At 40.9% G+C, this 22,002-nt stretch carries 18 protein-coding genes and 1 tRNA gene; all 19 read right to left on the bottom strand.

Features of this window, described 5'->3' with window-relative positions:
- Positions 1-121: 121 nt before the first annotated feature.
- The 19 genes from IT6_RS09995 to IT6_RS09905 all read right to left on the bottom strand — a co-directional run bounded on the left by IT6_RS09995 (position 122) and on the right by IT6_RS09905 (position 21,962).
- Entirely contained in the window at positions 122-1,654 is a 1,533-nt protein-coding gene (locus IT6_RS09995) for a DUF3824 domain-containing protein (protein WP_206826522.1), read from the bottom strand.
- A gap of 582 nt (positions 1,655-2,236) precedes the next feature.
- Positions 2,237-2,308, bottom strand: a tRNA-Cys gene (locus tag IT6_RS09990).
- 29 nt (positions 2,309-2,337) lie between these two features.
- Positions 2,338-3,066: a tetratricopeptide repeat protein gene (locus IT6_RS09985; RefSeq protein ID WP_134438942.1), complete on the bottom strand. Its 729-nt coding sequence runs from the start codon at positions 3,064-3,066 to the stop codon at positions 2,338-2,340.
- An 11-nt stretch (positions 3,067-3,077) separates the two neighbouring features.
- Positions 3,078-3,764 carry a 6-phosphogluconolactonase gene (gene pgl / locus IT6_RS09980; RefSeq protein WP_134438941.1) on the bottom strand — a complete coding sequence of 229 codons (687 nt, stop codon included), beginning with the start codon at positions 3,762-3,764 and terminating at the stop codon, positions 3,078-3,080.
- A gap of 16 nt (positions 3,765-3,780) precedes the next feature.
- A complete protein-coding gene (gene zwf / locus IT6_RS09975) occupies positions 3,781-5,349 on the bottom strand; it encodes a glucose-6-phosphate dehydrogenase (protein WP_206826520.1) in 1,569 nt (522 codons plus the stop codon).
- Positions 5,350-5,457: 108 nt separating this feature from the next.
- Positions 5,458-6,147, bottom strand: coding sequence for a hypothetical protein (locus tag IT6_RS09970; protein WP_206826517.1), 690 nt, complete (start codon positions 6,145-6,147; stop codon positions 5,458-5,460).
- An 83-nt stretch (positions 6,148-6,230) separates the two neighbouring features.
- On the bottom strand, positions 6,231-7,061 hold the full coding sequence (gene amoC / locus IT6_RS09965; protein ID WP_206826516.1) for a bacterial ammonia monooxygenase, subunit AmoC: 831 nt from the start codon (positions 7,059-7,061) through the stop codon (positions 6,231-6,233).
- Between the two features lie 909 nt (positions 7,062-7,970).
- A complete protein-coding gene (gene amoB / locus IT6_RS09960; protein WP_206826514.1) occupies positions 7,971-9,260 on the bottom strand; it encodes a bacterial ammonia monooxygenase, subunit AmoB in 1,290 nt (429 codons plus the stop codon).
- Positions 9,261-9,320: 60 nt separating this feature from the next.
- Positions 9,321-10,058 (bottom strand): bacterial ammonia monooxygenase, subunit AmoA, encoded by a 738-nt coding sequence (gene amoA, locus IT6_RS09955; RefSeq protein ID WP_134438936.1) that lies wholly within the window; start codon positions 10,056-10,058, stop codon positions 9,321-9,323.
- Positions 10,059-10,127: 69 nt separating this feature from the next.
- Positions 10,128-10,958, bottom strand: coding sequence for a bacterial ammonia monooxygenase, subunit AmoC (gene amoC, locus IT6_RS09950; RefSeq protein ID WP_206826512.1), 831 nt, complete (start codon positions 10,956-10,958; stop codon positions 10,128-10,130).
- Between the two features lie 523 nt (positions 10,959-11,481).
- On the bottom strand, positions 11,482-12,768 hold the full coding sequence (gene amoB, locus IT6_RS09945) for a bacterial ammonia monooxygenase, subunit AmoB (RefSeq protein WP_206826510.1): 1,287 nt from the start codon (positions 12,766-12,768) through the stop codon (positions 11,482-11,484).
- Positions 12,769-12,797: 29 nt separating this feature from the next.
- A complete protein-coding gene (gene amoA, locus IT6_RS09940) occupies positions 12,798-13,535 on the bottom strand; it encodes a bacterial ammonia monooxygenase, subunit AmoA (RefSeq protein WP_134438933.1) in 738 nt (245 codons plus the stop codon).
- A gap of 76 nt (positions 13,536-13,611) precedes the next feature.
- Entirely contained in the window at positions 13,612-14,439 is an 828-nt protein-coding gene (gene amoC / locus IT6_RS09935; RefSeq protein WP_134438932.1) for a bacterial ammonia monooxygenase, subunit AmoC, read from the bottom strand.
- 473 nt (positions 14,440-14,912) lie between these two features.
- The gene (locus IT6_RS09930; protein ID WP_206826508.1) at positions 14,913-15,608 is read right to left on the bottom strand and encodes a response regulator; all 696 of its coding nucleotides are present in this window, start codon (positions 15,606-15,608) and stop codon (positions 14,913-14,915) included.
- Positions 15,609-15,708: 100 nt separating this feature from the next.
- On the bottom strand, positions 15,709-16,818 hold the full coding sequence (locus IT6_RS09925) for an ABC transporter permease (RefSeq protein WP_206826505.1): 1,110 nt from the start codon (positions 16,816-16,818) through the stop codon (positions 15,709-15,711).
- Between the two features lie 45 nt (positions 16,819-16,863).
- A complete protein-coding gene (locus tag IT6_RS09920) occupies positions 16,864-17,994 on the bottom strand; it encodes an ABC transporter permease (RefSeq protein ID WP_206826503.1) in 1,131 nt (376 codons plus the stop codon).
- On the bottom strand, positions 17,991-19,736 hold the full coding sequence (locus tag IT6_RS09915; RefSeq protein WP_206826501.1) for an ATP-binding cassette domain-containing protein: 1,746 nt from the start codon (positions 19,734-19,736) through the stop codon (positions 17,991-17,993). The genes IT6_RS09920 and IT6_RS09915 overlap by 4 nt, the downstream gene beginning before the upstream one ends.
- Positions 19,737-19,742: 6 nt before the next feature.
- Positions 19,743-20,618 carry an efflux RND transporter periplasmic adaptor subunit gene (locus tag IT6_RS09910; protein WP_134438927.1) on the bottom strand — a complete coding sequence of 292 codons (876 nt, stop codon included), beginning with the start codon at positions 20,616-20,618 and terminating at the stop codon, positions 19,743-19,745.
- 12 nt (positions 20,619-20,630) lie between these two features.
- Entirely contained in the window at positions 20,631-21,962 is a 1,332-nt protein-coding gene (locus tag IT6_RS09905; protein WP_206826499.1) for a TolC family outer membrane protein, read from the bottom strand.
- Positions 21,963-22,002: the final 40 nt, after the last annotated feature.

Genomic DNA, 22,002 nt, shown 5'->3' with positions numbered 1-22,002 from the left:
CTGAGTTAGGAAATCGTTTGCTTTTTATATAAATGCACTTCTAATTTTCTATCCTTTTTGGTTTAGGCTAAATAAAGGGAAGAAATGGATATGCCCTGTCACAGGGCAAAAAGGCAAAACTTTATGGATGAGAAGAAGGATATCCAGCAGGGTTTGGAGCCGGTACATATCCTCCTGGTTGTGGAACAGATGGTTGAGGATTCGCAGGGTAAGAAGGGGTTGAAACAAAGGGAGGGGTTGGATAGGCATTAGAAGGAGAAGGATAAGCGGGAGTGGTACTGAAAACTGAACCATTGCTCTGAAGTGTATAGGGAGAAGGATTAAAACCTGAGAGCACTAGCATTCGATTTTGAGCATTCTGTCTTAGTTCTTGGGCATATTGTTCAAGAAGTTTTTCCTTTTCCTCCCTTGCCCTTGCCTTAGCCCTTCTTATCGCCGCATGATAAGCAGCCACCCTATTACGGTAAGCACTTTTTTCTTTCTCATAAGAATAATAACCTCCTCCGAGTCCTCCAAGGATAGCTCCACCAAGAGCACCCCATCCAGCCCCCGCACCTCCTCCAGCTAGTCCTCCAATAAGTGCACCGCCAGCTGCGCCTATCCCTGCTCCTTCGCCCGCTGTTGTGGGCCCGCCCGTACCTGGTTGTAAAAACTTAGGCTTTCTCCCCGGTCCGGATATTCCAGAAAGTTCCTCTTTATAGGTTTGTGTTGCCTGTTGATCGATTTCCTTTAAACGATTCACATAGTCAGTCCATTGGCTTTCTTCTTGTCTTAAAGCCAGGGATAGATCATACCCATTACGCAAAACAGTTTTTTCGCTACCGGGTACTACAAGGTCTTGTTGCTGGTTCCAAGGAAAGATGTTCTGGTCATTTAAAAACTTCCAGCTTTTATCTGGCTGTTGAACGGCTTTAGCTTTCCACAAAAAAGTGACATCTTGGTTCGGATCGAAGCCCGTTCTCTTTTGATCCATGTAATAAGTCATGCCCGGTTCTTGATCCAGAGTAAAAAGAAGCTCCTTTAGATGAGATTTTGCCCAATCATAGAGATCTTTAGGTACTCCTCCTAGACGCTCCCTTCCAGAAAGGACAGGTCCTACAGGCACCCAATAAAAAGGAGTCGAAGGACGGACCGTCACATCATAGGCTAAAGTCCAGCTACCATCTTGGTTTTTGATGGCACTCTTTTCTTTAATGTCTACAAAATCAAAACCTTTAAGGAGTTGGGCTTTTATTGCTTGTTCGGCCTGAAGTAAGGATGGTTTTCTTTCAAAAGCCCTGAATAATCCATTTCCCCCATTGAATAAACCATTGATTGAAGGGGTTAAAAAAAATATGATTAAAAGAAGACTTAGAACCACGCCTGCACTCCATAGGAGTGGTGATAAAGGACGCTTAACAGCTCTTTGGGGTATCTCTACTAGAGGATGATTACAGGATGGACAAACAAATTCTTCATTTGATGGAACTTCTATAACCTTGCCCGCTTCTTCGCATTGCTCAAAATTAACACACTTTCCTTTCCGGATAGAAGAAGCGCTTTTATTTGATGTAGCCTTCCTTTTTTCATCAAATACATCTTCGTCAGAGAGCCTGTTTTTATTTTGTCCCTCTACCGAAGATTTTTTTAGAAGATTATTAAACCTTATTCTCATTCTTTATTTAAGTTTTACTCATTGTTAAATTTTTATTAAAAAAAGTCACGAAAAAAACAAATGGCAAAGTAAGCTCAATAATAAGTTCTAATTCTTTATCTTCTTCTAGGAGAAAGTTTCTAAGTATCGACCCTTTTTTTCTTCTGCTGTCTTATTTGAAGCTCTTTGTTGTATCGCGCTGTGCACATCCAAATTAAAACAAGAGGCCAAAGGAAATCCAGGCAGTTTCCAGGCACAACCAAAGAGGGATCTCTTACAGATGTGCCTGCAGTAATAGCCTCTTTTTAAACCAACGTATTCGTAAAATTCTACTTGTCATTTTTTTTCTTTAACTAGGCTTCTCACAGTCTCTTGAAAAAAAACTTTTTGGTTTTCATCGAAAAAAAACATATTGGATCAGTCTTTAAATCCAACACGAAAAGCTTTAAAAAACTAAGAGATCAATATGTTTCCTCAAGAACCTCAAAGATCCTTAAGCAGTTTATTTAAGGCATTCTCCAAAATTATTAAAGAACTCTAGAGTTAAGCAGCTAAACATCCCTTTTGATTTCAGATGTAACTTGTCCGTCAAAAATTCAATCGAGGCGGGGGTGGGAATCGAACCCACGCATAGGGCTTTTGCAGAGCCCGGCCTTACCACTTGGCTACCCCGCCTTTTCCCTTTTCTCTTTAAAGCCAACAATTTAATCTAAAGTTTCTTTTTTGGCAAACAAGGATTCATAATCACGAAGATACTGACTAAAAGCATCGTTGCCATAGACTATTCGGGCCGTATCAAGAAGTTTTTTTTCTTCATTATACTTTTTACGCATGCGACAAAGGGCTGCTTTGGCAAAATAATATCCTGGAGAAGATTCATCAAAAGCACTTAGACCGGATAGTAAATTTTCTGCAGCATCCATTCTTCCCAATCCTATCGTACAATAGATTCTTTTAAGAAGGATTTCTTTGCTAGACGAATCGTGCATCGCAGCCTGCTCAAACCGGTATAGGGCCTCTTTATAATCCTTCTTAGCATAAAAAACTTCTCCTAAATATTGGTAGGCAGCTCCATAATCGGGTTGTAACTTGAAAACCCTATAAAGCTCTTTTTCGGCTTTATCGTACTCTTTTTTTTGTAAAAAAATCCGTGCAGCCAATACGATAGCTTTTGGATCTTTTGGTTTGAGCTCTTGGGCTTTTAAAATTGATCTTTGTGCTTCATCCAAATCCAGTCTTTTGAAGGCTACCAAGGCATCTTGATAAGCTTTGGCAAAAAGACCCTCTTGTTGGTCTTCTAAATCAGCACTCCATCCTCCTACTTTTAAAAAACAAATTAAAACTCCAAAATATAGCCACAAAACTCTAGATGTTTTAGCTCCCAGATTTTCTATTTTTTCTATTCCTTTAGGGTTTTGTCTTCTTTTGTTCACTACAACTTAAATCAAGAGGAATGATCTTTAAGCCAGATCAACAGTTGTTTTTGAGTAGTGAGTTTTGCTGCAGGAACGTCAGTTTGAAATGAAAGGATATCCTCAATAATCTTTTGCTTTCTGTTGCCTGAAACTAAAAACCATACCTGAAGGGCCTGATTCAGTAAAGGGAAAGTAAAAGTTACTCTGATCTGGCCATCAGAAGGATGTAAAGAAATGGAGGTATATTTCTTATTCTCTTCTAAGACTTGACTGCCTGGGAAAAGGGAAGCTATGTGACCATCCTCTCCAATACCCAAAAGAATTAAGTCAAAAAGGGGAGGATCACCCATTTTTTCAATCATTAATTTCTCATAGAGAGAAGCTGCTTGTTGAGGGTCATGAGACAGGTGCCAGCCATAGAAACGAATTTTTTTAGAAGTTTCTCCAAAAGCCCTTAAAATCATTCCTTCGTTGCTTTGAGGGTCATAAAGATCTACCCAACGTTCATCACCCAGCCAAAAAACTATTTTTTCCCAGGGCAAATGTTCCTTGGATAACCGTTCATAGAAAGGAGTAGGCGTACTCCCACCGGATAAGGCAATGTGGCATACGCTCTTGTTGGTCAACGCAGTATCTATAACTTTCTTAAAAGAAATACAGAGATAATCCAACCATGCTTCTTGCTTTTCAAAAATGACCGTTTCTATCCGCTTCATAAAGCAAGTCAAACGCTTAACTTTCTCCATTTCCTATATCTTCTTCTTCTTTGGGTGGGGGTCCCCAGTATCTTCCATCCCTACGCAACAATTCGTCAGCTTCAACAGGGCCCATCGATCCAGGGGCATACAGAGGAATTGCATCACAATCCTCCTCATTCCAAGCATTTCTTAAGGCATCGATAATTTTCCATGCATACTCCACTTCATCAGAACGGGTAAAAAGGGTAGATTCTCCCGCTAGAGCATCTAAAAGCAATCTTTCGTAGGCTTCTGGGAAATAATGACCACCATATTTTCGGTAGTAAAAATCCATTTTTGCTTCTTCCAGAGCAGGTTGATTAGGTACCTTAGTATTAAAAAGAAGATGTATGCCTTCATTGGGTTGAATGCGAATCTTCAACCAATTTCTCGCTACTTTTTTAGTACTATTTGCAAATAAGACGCAAGGCGGGCGATTAAAAACAATACAAATTTCACTAAATTGCTTTGCTAATGCCTTTCCTGTTCTTAAATAAAAAGGGACGCCACTCCATCTCCAATTATCCACCTCCAGTTTTACGCACACATAGGTTTCTGTTAATGATTTTCGGGATACTTTGTCTTCCTCCCTATAAGCTTTAACTGTTTTTCCTCCTAATATTCCTGGTCCGTATTGAGCACGAACGCTATTATGAATCCATTCCTCAGCAGAAGGAATAGGAACGGATTTTAAAACTTTAACTTTTTCATCCCGGATCGACTCCGCTTCAAGAGAAGCAGGCGGCTCCATGGCAATGAGGCTAAAAAGCTGCATCAAATGGTTCTGTAACATATCCCGAGAAGCTCCAGCGGCATCATAGTACTCCCCGCGACTCCCAATGGTCTGAGTTTCAGCAACCGTGATTTGAATATGATCGATATACTTACGATCCCACAAGGGCTCAAATATAGAGTTGCCAAACCTAAAGTAGAGAAGATTTTGTACCGTTTCTTTACCTAGGTAATGATCGATACGATAAATACTTTTTTCTGGAAAATATTTTTGAAGAATAGCATTGAGTTCTCTAGCCGAATTTAAATCTGTTCCAAAAGGTTTTTCTACAATGAGCCGTCTTTGTTCCAACTCACCCGCTTGAGGGTTGAGCCCCGCTTTGGCTAGATTCTCAGCTACAACAGGAAAATACTTAGGAGCCGTCGCCAGATAAAAAAGATGATTTGCTCTGTAATATTTAGCTTCAGGCAAAGTCTCTAGAAGGCGAGCCAGTTTAATATAATCTTCAGGATTTGCTAGATCCCCTTGCAAGTAATATATGTTCTTTTCTAACCAATGCCAAACTTCCTGATCAATCGGATGGGTATGGGAGAAATCCTCTAAGGCCTGCTTTAAAAGCATTCGAAACTCTTTTTCACCATAAGGCCTCCTAGCAAAACCGATAATGACAAAGTGCTCGGGAAGTCGATTATGTAACCGAAGATGATATAAAGCAGGTATGATTTTTCTTTGTGTTAAATCACCTGTCGCTCCAAAAATGACAACAGCCGTAGGATTGATTTTTGGAACAGAAACGGGCACTACTGATCGGCTGGTTTTTGGGCTTGCCATAAAAACTTTTGATTCATTTTTGTCTAAAAAAAACAAAAAAGATTATAAAAGTAACGATTTATCAAATGACAATCCTTTAAAGGGAACGAAACGAACAGTCCTTAGCTTTTATTCGGCTTCTTCATCTTCTGCCATCTTTTTCATTCTCCATTTGACTAAGAATGAACGTTCGTCATAAAGAAGGAAGCCAACAATAAAGGTAAGAAGCAACAAACCCATTCCCCATGATGCTACCCAACCCAGGGTATATTTTTGCATTCCAATTGCAAGAGGAAAAACAAAATCTATATCCTGTGCTAACTGTTCCTGTGTAATAGACTCGACCTTATTAAGAAGCTCTTCGGAGGCGGATTTCGGAACATGAACGATAATTTTATAACGACCAGGATGGCTAAAGGTTACAGGAATTTTAGCAATCCCATTTGCATAGACTGTTGGAGGGATAGAGGTGGTAATACGATGCAAAGGCTCCTCATAGATCTCGATACGGACTGGAGTATGATTGAGAACATTTTGAACACTAAATAAGTCAAAAACCAGAGTCATATCCCCAACAACAGGCACTTCATGGCAGTAAACCGTCCCACATTTTTCAAGATCGGAAAGTTTTGAATGGGGAAAAACATCCATATGAATAGCAAAATCCCCTTTCTTCTGAATAGGGCATAAAGGCTTTGGAGGAACAAGCCTACCATGAGCAAATCCTGAAGGAATGATTAAAAAGAAAGAAAATAGCGTAAGAAATAAAACGATTAAAGTGGATCTCTTTTTATGATTGCTTTTTGGAGAGCTTTTCATTTTAATACTCCTAAAATTTCTTTTTTTAGGTGGAGCGGGAAGCCCTGGCAAAAATAATAAGCTTCCCGCCCTTTTTTTTCAACTTATATTTCGCACAATTCCATTTTTGTTACTTTTTCTGGCTCATTCAACACAACCGCAGGAGAGGTAGCCGGCTTGCCATAGTAGACCTGCTTGATCAGTTCTAATACTCTTGGGCAAGCTTGCAGCCACGTTCCCAGGATTGCCAAAGCTCCCCAGCCAAACATGACGAATCCCCAGTGCAAGGGTGCCACAAACAGCTCTTCCATGAACCAACGGGTATGTCCAAATTCGTTCAATCCCACGTTGGGGAAGATCATCAACGGAGAGCCTACCAGCACCGCATAGGGCACTGAGAAAGCTCTTGCATAGGCTGGAAGCCTGGTCATAGCATACACCATTGATCCTACACCAGCTATAATATAGATCGGATAGCTTTGATAGAACTCAATGATGTGGCTCGGTGTGAAGTCTGTATCCCTTATCACCGTCTGGTGCCACGTGCCGTCCTGCTCCGTATAGTAGCTTGCTCCCCAGTAAAGCAGTACGGTATAAACCACCACAAATAACCCCAGGTTCCAATACCGCCTTAACTCCTCAGCAGGAGCAAGATTTTCCATCGCACGATCCCTGGTCACCCATAACCAGGAGCAAAGCGCGATGAGCGTAGTCGGCTCGAGAATCAGCTCGGTATAAAGGATGCTCATCCAATAGGTCTGATATTCCGGAGTAAAGTAGTCCAATCCCTTGGCTATAGCAAAGGTCCGCTCATAGACGTTAACGGCTATCTCAAAGACCGTTATAATCGCCAGAGCGATCCAGAGGTTTTTCCAAGAGAAGGCCGACTTATCCGGAATCGATATCGATACCGTTTGCGTTGTCGCTTGTGCCATTTATCAACCTCCTTTTCTGTCTCCTTGTTCTTTTGGAGACTACAATAAATCAATTAATCCTTTTTAAGGTTTCAAATAATCTTTTGGAGTATTTAAAATTAGGCATATATCTGTGCAATAGTAGGGATATTAAAGATAATGATAAACTTTTTATAAATAATGATATTCAATCTGGAAAATTAACAATTTATAATCTATAAAATATATTAATTATTATATATATAAGCATATCTTATTATTCGTTATCATTTTAACGATTAATTTATAAAATATTTTTTCTTTCCATTTAATACATAACAGGTTATGTCTTTTCCCTTACCAACACATTGGTTTCCAATTATCCCATAAAATACATTCTATTTAATCTTCTTTTCATGTCACAAACTGGCGATCAACTCATTTGCGGATATAAGACATTGAACCTATCGAGATTTAAAAACAAAAAGAAATAAGACTACGTAGAGAAAAATGTAGCTCTATTGGGACTGATTGGCCTATAAGTTAAAAACAACTAACTAAGACTCCAACAAGGACCATGCTGAAATTGTTTATTGTTTGTTAAAAAAAGCTTTGTCCCATGGATAACCTAACTATCTCATCTTTTGTTATATGAAATTGTCTTAAAGAAAACCTAACTTAAGGGCATTTACATTAATGAATTTCAATACAAAAAGCCAAACACTTTAAACTGTTCTGGCTATGTTTAAACGCTTAGGCTAAAAATATTCTCTCTTTCTTTTAGATTTAGAAGTTCAAAAATAGAAAAAAAAGAAACTGAAAAGTTGAAAGCTAAATAAAAGCCTGTTCAAAAGCAGCCCTTACTCAACTCTTTTTACATAAGGCAATAAAAAAGCCCACCTTCTTTTAAAAGATGGGCTTTTTTTATTAGAATATATATATTTTTAGGCTTTACATTCCTCCACCAATTGCCCCACCGAATTTCGGAATGACAATCTGGTCAGCAATTGCAAAGACCTGACGAGTTCCGGAAGTATCCGAAAAGAAGAGAAGTCCTCCAAACCGGTTCGTCGACTCATGATACATCGTGAGTCTTTGATTTTCCCATTCTGCACTCTGCATGGAAACTTCAAGTGTTTTAGTCTCACCTGGATTAATGGGTTCAGAGGGCGTAACTTTCATAGGACCCCCGTTGACTTCAGGGTAGTTTTCATTCCATGTATTTCCAGGAACATCAGGGTTTAAGAACCTGACGTTTGCAGTCAAAAACTCTTTCAAAACGACAGGTTTATCCCCAACATTCTTGACTTGGATATGGAATGACAGGGTTCTTCCGGGAACGTCATAGGTAGCATCGGTAACTTCGGCTTGAATAAGGGCCGGTTCAGGAGGCAAAGGTTTGATATAATACTTAGTTTCCTGAATCGGAATGGTTATAGGATACTGAGCCTTAGTTATCATTGCCGCAGCAGCTACAAGGACTATCGTACCAATGGTAAAAAGAAAACATACCTGTCTATCCATTGGGCTAAACAGATCTTCTTTTCTACCCGCTGCCACAAGCCCTAGTCTTCTTGTAAAGGGCTTGGAGCACCAATATATGAGCCATGCTACAGCAATAGCCGATGTTAGGAGCGTCCACATGATCATGCGGGCTTCACCGTAATTTTCAAGATCGATCGTATTGCCTAACAAGGTCTTTACAGGATTGGTAAATCCTGCATTGGATCCTTCGATCGTTAAGTATTCTTCAGGTCCGATGAAAGGCCCCGCTTCCTCCATGCTCACCATGGGACCAACTGGCCATATTCCCGGTGTACGAGCTTGATTAATCATTTTATATTCGTACACCCCTCCTTTTTCCAGGACCACCGAGTTGAACTGGAAGTACTTCTCGTTCACAAATATCGCCTTTCGAAGTACTTGAGGCCCGGGAACGAAGAAGTTAAAGAAGGATATTCCTGAAAAAGGAATTTCCTGCGGCCATGTTGGCATCAGCATCACTTTTCCTGTGCATGTGAATTCATCCCCGACTTTCACTCTATTAGACGGAGTAAATGAAAAACGGGTATCGAAAAAGGTTACGGTACGCATTCTCAAGAAGGCTTCTTGAGATTTAGCCCCCATTCCTTGCACAGCAAAAAGTGAGGATAAAGGAGTGATCATCAGCCCAGTGAGTAAAAAGGCAGCTCCTACTCTGACTAGCTTTTTCATCCCAGTTTCGAAGTTTAACTTTTTCACTTCAATATCTCCTTTTGTTTGAGGGGAAGAGTATCAAATCTTCCCCTCCACCTTTAATTTTTACACCTTCGAATGTTTTACAAACTTCGTCCATCCGAAGAAGTATCCGAAGTACCACCAGATGAAGTACATGATTACAGAACAGAATCCCGAGAAGAATGCTGATACTCCAAGAACACCCCCAGCAAAGCTTCTCATTGTTCCTGTCTCAACCATGCGGATATACTCAGGAGTGGAAGTTCGGATATACTCATATTGGATAAGGTCTGCTACGCTCATGAGCTGTCCATAGTACTCCACGGGAACGTGGTATGGAGCAATCATGGGCCAATTTGAAGGATAGAAAAGCCATCCCCAAAGCTCTCCTCCAATCAGGGCGGTTACAACGAAGTTATTGGTGATCATTAACACACCATCTAGAACAATCGCCTGCGGAAGAAGAGTTTCAGGAAATACGAAATTCAGAGGATAGTGAGTCCACCCCCAGAAATTCCAATACCGATTCATCCACTGACCAAAAAACAATCCCGCACAGCTAAATGTAGCTCCTATGGGTGCTTTAAATTTTGTCCATAGGATTGCCTGACATGCTGCCGGAAAAGTTATATCCATAATGGGTGCTACCACTGGCCACCACATCCTGTCTTTCCAGTCTATCCAGAAAGACCAGTCACCCGCTGTCAGCATCTGGTGAATATGAAAGCCGGAGAGGATTGCCAAAAACATCGAAACGAGTACGACAATGTCGAACTTCCTTTCGAGTGATCTTGCTTCGGCTTCTGCAGCTACTTGTTGCATTTTTTCCTCCTTTTCTATGAAGCGGCGGGCGTTTTACCCGCCACTTCATTCGAATCCTTTTAATTAATATCAGATTTCACAAAGAGCTGGATCCGCAGCTTTCTCAGGGTCGTTCAACACAACCGCAGGAGAGGTAGCTGGCTTGCCATAGTAGACCTGTTTGATCAGTTCTACTACTCTTGGGCAAATCTGCAACCAAGTTCCCAAGATTGCCAAAGCTCCCCAGCCAAACATGACGAATCCCCAGTGCAAGGGTGCCACAAACAGCTCTTCCATGAACCAACGGGTATGTCCAAATTCGTTCAATCCCACGTTGGGGAAGATCATCAACGGAGAGCCTACCAGCACCGCATAGGGCACTGAGAAAGCCTTCGCATATTGAGGCAACCTGGTCATGGCATACACCATTGATCCAACCCCAGCTATAATATAGATCGGATAGCTTTGATAGAACTCAATGATGTGGCTCGGTGTGAAGTCTGTATCCCTTATCACCGTCTGATGCCACGTGCCGTCCTGCTCCGTATAGTAGCTTGCTCCCCAGTAAAGCAGTACGGTATAAACCACCACAAATAACCCCAGGTTCCAATACCGCCTTAACTCCTCAGCAGGAGCAAGATTTTCCATCGCACGATCCCTGGTCACCCATAACCAGGAGCAAAGCGCGATGAGCGTAGTCGGCTCGAGAATCAGCTCGGTATAAAGGATGCTCATCCAATAGGTCTGATATTCCGGAGTAAAGTAGTCCAATCCCTTGGCTATAGCAAAGGTCCGCTCATAGACATTAACGGCTAACTCAAAGACCGTTATAATCGCCAGAGCGATCCAGAGGTTTTTCCAAGAGAAGGCTGACCTATCCGGAATCGATATCGATACCGTTTGCGTTGTCGCTTGTGCCATTTATCAACCTCCTTTTACCGATTGTTGTTTTGTTGTATCAAGGATGAGGTTTCTTTTAGGTTCTAGTAGTTTATTTGACTACCGTTTCTTATCCATTGCCCCCACCCCTCTAACATTCCAAGTTAACGTTTGCTAACTCGAATGTTCATGGCAACCGTAACTCATCATTCTCTTTGCTGACAATTAGACCATAAACGGTATTGTATCTAGTGCTTATGCCTTAATTCAACTAGTAATAAATCCTAGTATTATTCGTACTAAATAAAAATAAACTATGAAATTCATTAATATCCTTATAATCTAGATTTTCATCTTATATTCTTTAGATCATTATATTTTTTAATTTTATCAAAGCTGACAAAAATTCTTATTTTTGTTTGAAAAAAATCTCTCTTCCCACGGGTATTTTCATTGATAACCTCTTCATGATTAAGAAGATTGCTGATTTTTAGACTAAAGAAAAAACCCTTCCATGAAAAATTCCAAGGAAGGGTTTTTAAGGAGTTGTTTTAATATAAGAGGATTACATTCCACCCCCTACAGTACCTCCAAATTTCGGAATTACAATCTGGTCAGCAATTGCATAAATCTGTCTTGTTCCACTCGGGTCAGTAAAAAAGAGCAGCCCACCAAACCGATTGGTTGTTTCATGATACATGGTCAGCCTCTGGTTTTCCCATTCGGCACTTTGCATCGAAACTTCAACCGTTTTTGTTTCCCCAGGATTAATCGGTTCCGAAGGACTCACTTTCATAGGCCCACCATTGACTTCAGGGAACGAAGGATTCCAGTTGTTTCCAGGAATATCAGGATTTAAAAACCGCACGTTCGCTGTAAGAAATTCTTTCAACACGACCGGTTTATCCCCGACATTTTTAATTTGGATATGAAAAGATAACGTCCTTCCTGGAACATCATACGTCGCATCCGTAACTTCCGCCTGGATCAATGTGGGTTCCGGAGGAAGAGGTTTAATATAATACTTGGTCTCCTGAATAGGGATAGTCACCGGGTATTGTGCTTTGGTAATCATTGCTGCAGCAGCCACAAGGACAATCGTCCCCACAGTAAAAAGGAAACAAACTTGTCTATCCATAGGATTAAACAGTTCATCTTTCCTGCCTGCTGCTACAAGACCTAATCTCCGGGTAAAAGGCTTAGACAGCCAATAGACTAACCAGACTATTCCGACAACAGTCGTTAATAGTGTCCAGGTAATCATCCGTGCCGTACCATAATTTTCCAGATCCACCGTATTTCCCAACAAGGTCTTCACAGGGTTTGTAAAGCCCCCCCTTGTCCCCTCAATGGTGAGGAACTCCTCTGGCCCAATAAACGGCCCAGCTTCCTCCATACTCAACATTGGCCCCATCGGATAGGTTCCAGGGTTTCTGGCTTGCAACACCATCTTGTAAGCGTAAGTTCCCCCCTTCTCCAAAACCACTGAGTTAAACTGAAAATATTTTTCGTTTACCCAAATGGCTTTCCTTAAGACCTGAGGTCCAGGAACGAAAAAATTAAAAAAAGAAATCCCTGAAAAAGGAATTTCTTGCGGCCATGTCGGCATAAGCATCACTTTTCCTGTACAGCTAAACTCATCACCCACTTTTACCCTATTTGCTGGGGCAAAGGAAAATTGGGTATCATAGAAAACAACCGTCCGCATCCTTAAAAAGGCCTCCTGTGATTTAGCACCCATCCCCTGTACAGCAAAGCTGACTGAAGAAAAGCTACTACCTATTATAACTGCCGCTAAACCATAAAGTATTTTTTTTATCTTTTTTTCCCAATGACTTGTCACATTATTCATCTTTTATCCTCCATTTGATTTTTATTCCCCTAAACCGACGAGTGTTTGACAAACTTTGTTGACCCAAAAAACTTCCCAAAAAACCACCATAAAAAGTACATACAGGCTGAAACAAATCCCGAGAAGAATGCCGATACACCCAACACGCCACCTGCAAAGCTCCTCATCGTTCCCGTCTCCACCATACGGATGTATTCAGGGGTGGAGGTCCGGATATACTCGTATTGAATAAGATCAGCCATACTCATCAATTGGCCATAATACTCAACAGGCACATGGTAAGGAGCGATCATAGGCCAATTCGCTGGATAAAAGAGCCAGCCCCAAAGTTCTCCCCCCACAAGGGCAGTGATGACAAAATTATTTGAAATCATTAAAACTCCATCCAGTACGACAGCCTGGGGGATTAAGGTTTCTGGAAAAACGAAGTTTAAAGGATAGGTTCCCCAACCCCAGAAATTCCAATACCGGTTCATCCACTGGCCAAAGAAGAGCCCCACCGTTGAAAAGGTCGCTCCGATTGGCATTTTAAATTTCGTCCATAAGATCGATTGAATGGCCGCTGGAAAAGCGATATCGGCGATTGGCGCAACCACAGGCCACCACATCCTATCTTTCCAGTCGATCCAAAATGACCAATCCCCAGCCAGAAGCATCTGATGAATATGATATCCACCAATAAAAGCAAAAAACATCGAAACGATGACCACAATATCAAACTTTCTCTCAAGGTTTTTTATTTCCACATCCGCTTGTGAAAGTTGCATTTTTCCTCCATTGTATTGGGGCGGGCCTTAATTTCCCGCCCCTTATAATAGTTGATTTTTTTCTTTCCCGATTCCCTTACACTTCACAATAGATTGGATCAGCCGCTTTTTCAGGCTCATCCATAACTTTTGTCGGTGATGCCGCAGTCTTTCCATAATAGACTTGCTTCATGAGCTCATACACCCTTGGACAGGCCTGGAGCCAAACTCCCATAATGGCCAAGGCTCCCCACCCAAAGGCTACAAATCCCCAGTGCAAAGGAGCCACAAAGAGCTCTTCCATGAACCACCGGGTATGGCCGAACTCGTTGAGCCCTACATTGGGAAAGATCATCAAGGGAGATCCGACAAGTACCGCATAGGGGATAGAAAAGGCTCTAGCAAACATGGGAAGGCGGGTAATGGCATACATGAAAGAACCTACCCCAAGGATTATATATATGGGATAGCTCTGATAAAACTCGATAATATGACTTGGAGTAAAGTCAGTATCTCGAATAACAGTTTGATGCCACGTCCCGTCTTGCTCAGTAAAGTAACTGGCTCCCCAATAGATTGCCACAGTATAAACCACTATGAACAATCCCAGGTTCCAATATCTTCTGAGTTCTTCAACAGGGGAAATATTTTCCAGATTCTTATCCCGAGTTATCCAGAGCCAAGTACAAACAGCAATGAAAGCCAAAGCTTCCAATGCCAACTCTGCCAAAAGCAAGTTCATCCAATAGGTCTGATACTCAGCGGAGGTATAATCCAGTCCTTTTGTAAAAGCAAAAGCTCTTTCATATAAATTGACCAGTATATACCAACCACTCAGTAGACCCACGCCCAACCACATCCTATTCCACGAGAAAAGAGACCTCTCGGGAATAGCAATAGTCGTAGCAGTTGTCGTTTGTGCCATAGAATTCCTCCTAATTAACAGTTTATGTATTTATTTATATCCATATAAGAATGTGGATAATTTGAAGCCGGTAAGCCAACCGAACTTCTATGGCAACCGTAATATTCTTGAAAAATAGATGCAATCAGTAATATGGAGGGAAAAAAAGGATAACAACCTAGGGAGACCTCTCCTATAAAAGAGAGACAAAATAACCATGTTATTACGACCAAACGAAAAGGGATATTTCCAGAACATATTATATTAAATCTTTAGATCAATTTGTTACTATATAAACTAGCTGTTTTTACTCTATTTATCCTATGATACTACAAGAAATAAATACTTATACTTTTATATTAAATAATATGTATTTTTTTTAAGCATAATCTTGATTCCGTTCATTAAGGACAAATGATACAAAAAAAAGGGGATATGCCTAAACCATCTATAGGCATATCCCTTAATATATTCTTCCTAAAAATTCTAGCCTTTTATTTTATAGGAGTTGATTCAGAATCAACACCACTTGTTTGAGATTGTTGCCAAGAAATGGCATAATGAACAAGTTGCGGTCCACTTTTAAGATATAATTTTTGCTTAATACTTGCTCGATAAGCTTCCACTGTTTTAACACTTAAGTTCAATTGCTCAGCAATTTGCCGGCTCCCATAGCCCTTCCCGATCAATTGGAACACTTCAAACTCCCTATCACTCAGGGCTTCGATAGGACTTATGGACAAGGCTTTTCTCTTTCCCGATACACCTTGAAGGATACGGTTTGCGACTTGATCACTAACCGATATGCCTCCGGCAAGAACCTTCTGAATAGAAGTGATGAGTTTTTGACCTCCCTCACTTTTCATAAGATATCCACGTGCTCCAGCGCGCAAAACCCTTTCTGCATATAAAGACTCTTCGTGCATGGAAAGGACAAATATGGCGACTTCGGGATAAGCTGCATGAATATCTTTTATCAGTTCCAGTCCACTTTTTCCAGGAAGAGAAATATCGACCAAGACAATATCAGGCTTTGTTTTAGCAACGAGTTCAAAGCCCTCGTGAGCGTTTTGAGCAGCCCCGCACACGCTCAACCCAGCAGTAGAATTTATAAGCTGAATTAAACCCTCCCTTAAAATAGTGTGATCATCTACAATTAAAACTTTATATACTTTTGGTTCACTATTCATAGAAAATCCATCCCTCTTTATCCTATTATACGTTATAATTAATATAAGAATCAAAGCTTTTCATGGCATAATAGAGTTTTTTTCCAAAAAAAATATATAACTAGTAGAGTCTTCTTTTAAACAGATACCAGCTAAAACTCATGCTGATCAATCCAATGAAAAATAACGGAACAAATTGATCCCACAGGCTCTCTAGCCCTCTACCCTCCAGAAAAACACCTCGAATGATGACCAGAAAATAGCGCATCGGATTAAGAAAAGTCAGGTACTGGATAAGCTCGGGCATATTTCGAATGGGCGTGGAAAAACCAGAGAGGATAATCGAGGGGACTAAAAAGAAAAAGACTCCAAACAAAGCCTGCTGCTGAGTTGCGGAAAGCGAAGATATAGCCAGTTCAATGCCAATGATGGCAAAAAGAAAAAAAAGAAGCCCCAAGTAAAGGATAGCCACGTTGCCCCTAAAAGGAACCTTGAACCAGAAAAGAGCAGCAAATAAGATAAGGGTCGCCTCTCCCATGGCAAAAATCAATCCCGGTACGGTTTTGCCTACAAGAATTTCTATAGGACGTAGGGGTGTAACCAGAAGCTGATCGAATGTTCCCATCTCTTTTTCCCTTGCGATGGAAAGGCCAATGGTCATAGCCGAGACAACAAAGGTTAAGATAGCGATAAGTCCAGGAACAATAAACCAACGAGAAAGGAGATTAGGATTGTAAAGAGCTCGAAAAGAAATCTGTGATGGTAAAGAACCGACTGCCCTTTTTTTTATCCAATCCGCATTGAAATCAGCAATAATCTGATTGGCATATCCAGAAAGAATGGCTGCAGTATTCGAATTTCTTCCGTCTATGATCAGTTGGACTTTTGCACTTCTGCCCGCTAACAGATCACGATCAAACCGGCGATCTACATGAAGAACGAAAAGGGCTTTTTTCCTCTCAATTTCTTCTCTAACCAAAGAGTCCTTAAAAATTTCCTTCTTTAAAATGAATATAGGAGATCCCTGAAATTTTGAAATAAACTCTCTTGAACTCAACGTCCTGTTTTCATCGTACAGGCAAAATGAAACTCTAAAAAGGTCAAAGGTAGCCGCGTAGCCAAAAACAAACATCTGGACAACCGGTGGAACGATTAAAACAAATCGGGTTCTTGGATCTCTTATAAAAACAAGAATTTCTTTTATAATCAGCCCTATAACACGATTCCACATCTTTTTTCTTTTACTCCCCTTTCAATTAAAAGGTTGCTTAAAGCATCACTCGATCCTTTTTTTCCACAATGAATAGGAAATCCCATTAATAATCCCTGCAAAAAGAACAAGAATCATCAGGTTGCCGCCGATCACGCTCCACACGTTTCCTGCAAGGAAAAGGGTTTGAAGAATAGCAATAAAATATCTGGCGGGGAAAAGGAGGGTAAAAAACTGAATAGGTTCAGGCATAGAATGGATATCGAAAATAAAACCAGAAAGCATAAAAGCGGGTAGAAAACTTGTCACGATCACGATCATACAGGCGACAAAAGAATTCCGGGAAATATTCGATATTAACATGCCAATACCTAAAACGGCCAAAAGGAAAAAAAAAGAAGCGGTTAAAAGAATCCAAAACGATCCTCTAAAAGGAACTTTAAAAATAAAAACAGCAAACAAAAAAGAGAAAAACATCCCTCCCATACCCAATGCAAAGTAAGGCAACAGCTTGCCTATAAAATGTTCCCGCTTAGTTAAAGGGGTTGCAAGCATAGCTTCCATAGTTCCCCTTTCCCATTCCCGGGCAACAACGAGTGCCGTTAACAAAGCTCCAACAACTGTCATGTTGACGACGATTATACCGGGGACCAAGTAATCTCTTGTTAATAAGGCAGGATTAAACCAAACCCTGATTTCCGGAGAGACAGGTAGAGTTCCGTTTAGGTTTTGATCACTATTTTCTCTTTTAAGCCAAGTTGACCAAACTCCCAACAGATAGCCTTCGATGAGCCTTGCAGTATTGGCATCGGTTCCATTCACAATCGTTTCAATATTGCCATGACCGAAAGCTAGGGTTTCCCTATTCCAGTTTCCTCTCAGCCAAACGATGCCTAAAAGCTGGCCTTTTTCAAAATCAGCTTCTGCTTTCTGAATCGTTGAATAGGATTGGGGTGAAAAATAGATCGAATTTTTTAGACTTGATTCAAAACTCGAAGTCAGTCCTGTAGGGTTTTCAACAACCACGCCAATCGGCAGGTGCACGGCATCGAGAGAAATACCGTAGCCAAATAAAAAAAGTAGTATTGAAGGAAGCACAAATGCGATTCCAAAACTAGAAGGATCTCTAAGAATTTCGATCCATTCCTTGCGAATGAATCCCAAAAGCCGTTTAGTAAAAAAAAATTCTTTTTTCAATTTTCCTCCGCGCTTCGCTCGATCAGCCCTATGAAGGCATCCTCAATGGTTGGATTTGGCTTTTCGGTTGAACGAAACTCCGCTTTGATCGAATGGGGAGAACCTTCCATCAATATTTTACCGCTGGAAATAATGATTAGCCGATCACAATATTCGGCTTCTTCAAGATAGTGGGTGGTAATAAGCAAGGTGGTGTTTTTCTGGGCAAAGCGTAACATTCTTGACCAAAATTCCCTTCTACTCAGGGGATCCATTCCTGAAGTAGGTTCATCAAGAAAAAGAATAGGCGGTTCGTGCAGGGTTGCGCAAGCTATGGCTAATCGTTTTTGAAAACCCAAAGGAAGACCTCCTGCATCCCAGTCCAGATACTTGTCCAGTTCATATTCATTGACCGCCACTGCGATTCTTTTTTCTGTGGTTTTCCTATCCAGGCCATAGGCTCTTGAGAAAAAGAGGAGATTTTGCTTGACACTTAAGTTTGAATAAAGAGAGAACTTTTGGGAAACATAGCCAATTTGTGCTCTAGCCTGAGCTGCAGAGGTTCTTAAATCAACCCCTCCTACCCTAATCTTCCCTTCAGTGGGAGGCAAAAGGCCGCAAAGCATCCTGAATGTCGTTGATTTACCCGCTCCATTAGGACCGAGTATCCCAAAAATTTCCCCGGTATAAACGGAGAAACTGATCTTTTTTACAGCTTGAAATTTGCCAAAAAACCGAGAGAGCTTTTCAACAACGATGACTTTTTCTTTTGGCAATTTTTTAAAGCTAATTTCAACCTCTTTTATTTCCGGTAAAAAACCGGTCGCCCTCCCTAAGTGATAATAGGAAAGAACACAATCCGAGAGCATTCTTTCCGCGGGTAGAGAAGAAATCTGGACATCCTGATATTGCCTTAAAAACTCTTCTTTTTTATCTTTTTGGATGACCACTCGGATATAATTTCCTTCGAAAGAATAATCGATCACAAAAGGACTGGATGCGATTTCTAATAAGAGATCTCTTGAAGATAATTTCTCAGAAGAAATCAACAATACAATACTCTTTGCATTTTGTTCTAAAAAAGAAGGACTTCCTTGAATGAGCTTGCTGCCTCTATCGAGAACAATGATATCCTGACAATATTTGGCTTCGGCTAAATAAGAGGAACTAACCAGTACCGATAGACCTTGAATTTGAACAAGAGAATGCAATATTTTCCAAAGCTCTCTTCTAGATAAAGGATCCACACCAACCGTTGGCTCATCAAGCAGAAGCAACTTTGGAGAAGAAAGTAGTACCGCACTAAGAGCAAGTTTCTGTTTCATTCCACCCGAAAGGCTTCCAGAAAGCCTTTTCATAAATGGTCTAAGTCCAGACATGTTTAAAAGCTCTTCATATTTCTTTTCTCTTTCTTTTTTAGCTATGCGATAAAGCTCGGCATACAATTCGAGATTTTCTTCAACCGTCAGATCCTCATAGAGCCCAAAATTCTGGGGCATATAACCTATTTGCGTAGAAAGGGCTTCTTTGTCTTGCGCGGGATTTAAACCTAGAACTTCTATTTTACCATGGTCGGCAATTAACATACCCGATAGAAGGCGCAGAAGAGTAGTTTTTCCCGCCCCATCCGGTCCAACTATCCCTGTTATTATTCCAGAACGTATAAGAGTAGAAAATTCCTTTATGGCAAAAACCCGCTTTTTTGCAATCACAAAGGATTTGCTTACTTCTTGGAGTCGAATACAATAGCTGCCTTCATCCATAGGGCATTATTCCATGGTCAACGGAGGTTTTTCTGGAGGATAAGATTGTTTTAAGGGGATGCGTACCGTGGCGGGCATTCCCAGTCTAAGCCTATAATCGGAGTTCTCACTATATACCCTGACTTGATATACAAGTTTTGTCCTCAAATCAGGTGTTTCGACGTTTTTGGGAGTAAATTCAGAAACCGGAGAGATAAAACCGATCCAGCCATGAAATACTTTTCCAGGATAGCTGTCTGTAAGGATTTCAGCTTTCATCCCAAGAAAAATTTTCCCAAGATAGGATTCGGGAACATAGGCTCTTACCCAAACGGGTTGGTCAAGGGCCATTGTAAATACAGCGGTTTGGGGTGTCACCATGTCTCCAGGTTCAAGAATCCTATCTTCAATCACCCCGTCTTGTGGGGCATAAAGTTTGGCATCCTGAAGTTCTCTCTTTGCAAGGGAAAGGCGAGCTTCATCGGCTTTGAGTTTGTTACGGGCTTCTTTCAAAGCCGCAAAAGCATTATCCCTTTCCTGCAAAGAAACAAACTGTTCTTTTGCTAATGCCTCGTCCCTTCGGTATGTTATTTCAGCATTTTCCAAAGCAGCCTTATCAAGCTCTACCGTATGTTCGGCTTCTCTCACAGCATCTTCGAAACGTACAGGATCAAGTTCAGCGAGTAATTGTCCTTTTTTAACCCTTTGTCCTTCCTGGACATACATTTTTAGGATTCTGCCTGTATCATAAAAAGCCAGCTGAACTTCCCGAATATCCACATTCCCATAGATAGTCAACACTCCTTGAGAATACAAATGGTGGCGAACATATACAAACAACCCAAATCCTAACAATAATAGAAAGCTAATCGCTAAAACTAGCTTTAGATTTTTCTTTTTCACGGCTCCATTTCCTTATTTTTTAAGGATACTATTGAAAGCGATAATATCTTCTTGGCTCAGAATGCCCACCGCAGCTTTCAGTTGTGCTCGAGAAACAATATGATTATACAGCGCATTGTAATAATTTCTTTTTGCGTTGGACAGATCTGAAATCACAGTCAAAAGATCGACGATCGATCGCGTTCCTATTTCATAGCCTTTTTTTGTTGCTTCATAAGAAGTTTGTGAGGAGTCCAAGGCGGTTTTTGCACTTTTCAGCTGAAGCACACTACTTTGCAAATTGAGAAAAGCTTCTTCGGTGTCAAGTTTTGCTTGATCAGATGTATCGCGTAAAGTTTCAGAAGTCGCCTTTGCCTGGGCTTGAGACTGTTTGATCCTCTGATCAATCTGTCCATCATATAGAGGCAAAGAAAGGGTCAAAAAACCTGCAGCAACTTGCAAATTGACCGGAACAGCATTCACCGCTAACTGGCTTGATGCACCCACAAACGACAAGACAGGCCAATGTTCTCTTTTATTTTTCTCAACCTGCGCATAAGAAGCATCTAAGAGTGCCTTTGCCTGTTTAATCAAAGGTTGATTAGCCATAGCCATATTTACCCAGGATTCTATTTCGTTGGGAGTAGGGTTCATCGGTGAAATTTCTACCACGTCAACCAGTTCAGTGGCCGGTTTATGAGTTATTCTTTCTAATATCGCCTTTGCAATATTCACTGCATTTTTTGCTGTAATGAGATTAGATTGGGATATATCGTAGCGGGCTTTGGCTTCCTTCACAGCAACCACATCCCCTTTCCCTGTTTTTAAAAAAGCTTCCGTTTGCTTTAGAATTTCTTCATAAAGTTCTAGCTCACTTTCCGCTACCCTTTCGTTCGCTTCCGCTTGCAATACCCCAAAATAAGCTTGTACAACTCGTAAAATGAGCTGTTGTTTATGGTATTGGACAGCGGAACCCTGTGCCTGTTGTTGATATTTTGCCGCTTTCAAAGCCGAAAGCTTTTGTCCATCGAAAACGGGTTGAGTCAAAAGCACCGTATAGAACTCAAAAGAGGTCCCCGTTGAGAGAGAAAAGGAATTGATATTGACATCGATAAGGCTTCCTTCCCCAGCTGCTGCATTCACTGAAAGGGAAGGGCCCAAAGCGGCTCGAGCAAGCGAAACCCCAGCCTGAGAACCATTAAAAAGATAACTTTCCCTGGAAAGAAGGGGATCAGATTCCAAGGCCTCTTGAAAAACTTGAACAATATTCTTTGCACCAAATAAGGAACAGGAAAGGAAAAAATTCAAACAAAACCAGAAAAAACCAAAAAATAAACAAGATTTCTGGAAATGTCGAAGTAGCATACAAAACGCTTTACATTAAATCATAACAAAAACAACTTTA

Origin of the sequence: Methylacidiphilum caldifontis (assembly GCF_017310505.1) — a bacterium.
Classification (GTDB): domain Bacteria; phylum Verrucomicrobiota; class Verrucomicrobiia; order Methylacidiphilales; family Methylacidiphilaceae; genus Methylacidiphilum; species Methylacidiphilum caldifontis.
The sequence above is the reverse complement of the archived record's forward strand: the minus strand, read 5'-3'. Positions and strand labels throughout refer to the sequence as shown.

Bases quoted from the DNA above. Each gene is read 5' to 3' on its own strand.
- IT6_RS09930 (WP_206826508.1), bottom strand. From the start codon at position 15,608: ATGAATAGTGAACCAAAAGTATATAAAGTTTTAATTGTAGATGATCAC.
- zwf (WP_206826520.1), bottom strand. From the start codon at position 5,349: ATGGCAAGCCCAAAAACCAGCCGATCAGTAGTGCCCGTTTCTGTTCCA.
- pgl (WP_134438941.1), bottom strand. From the start codon at position 3,764: ATGAAGCGGATAGAAACGGTCATTTTTGAAAAGCAAGAAGCATGGTTG.
- amoA (WP_134438933.1), bottom strand. From the start codon at position 13,535: ATGCAACTTTCACAAGCGGATGTGGAAATAAAAAACCTTGAGAGAAAG.
- IT6_RS09905 (WP_206826499.1), bottom strand. From the start codon at position 21,962: ATGCTACTTCGACATTTCCAGAAATCTTGTTTATTTTTTGGTTTTTTC.
- amoA (WP_134438936.1), bottom strand. From the start codon at position 10,058: ATGCAACAAGTAGCTGCAGAAGCCGAAGCAAGATCACTCGAAAGGAAG.
- amoB (WP_206826510.1), bottom strand. From the start codon at position 12,768: ATGAATAATGTGACAAGTCATTGGGAAAAAAAGATAAAAAAAATACTT.
- IT6_RS09970 (WP_206826517.1), bottom strand. From the start codon at position 6,147: ATGAAAAGCTCTCCAAAAAGCAATCATAAAAAGAGATCCACTTTAATC.
- amoC (WP_134438932.1), bottom strand. From the start codon at position 14,439: ATGGCACAAACGACAACTGCTACGACTATTGCTATTCCCGAGAGGTCT.
- IT6_RS09925 (WP_206826505.1), bottom strand. From the start codon at position 16,818: ATGTGGAATCGTGTTATAGGGCTGATTATAAAAGAAATTCTTGTTTTT.
- amoC (WP_206826516.1), bottom strand. From the start codon at position 7,061: ATGGCACAAGCGACAACGCAAACGGTATCGATATCGATTCCGGATAAG.
- IT6_RS09915 (WP_206826501.1), bottom strand. From the start codon at position 19,736: ATGGATGAAGGCAGCTATTGTATTCGACTCCAAGAAGTAAGCAAATCC.
- amoC (WP_206826512.1), bottom strand. From the start codon at position 10,958: ATGGCACAAGCGACAACGCAAACGGTATCGATATCGATTCCGGATAGG.
- IT6_RS09995 (WP_206826522.1), bottom strand. From the start codon at position 1,654: ATGAGAATAAGGTTTAATAATCTTCTAAAAAAATCTTCGGTAGAGGGA.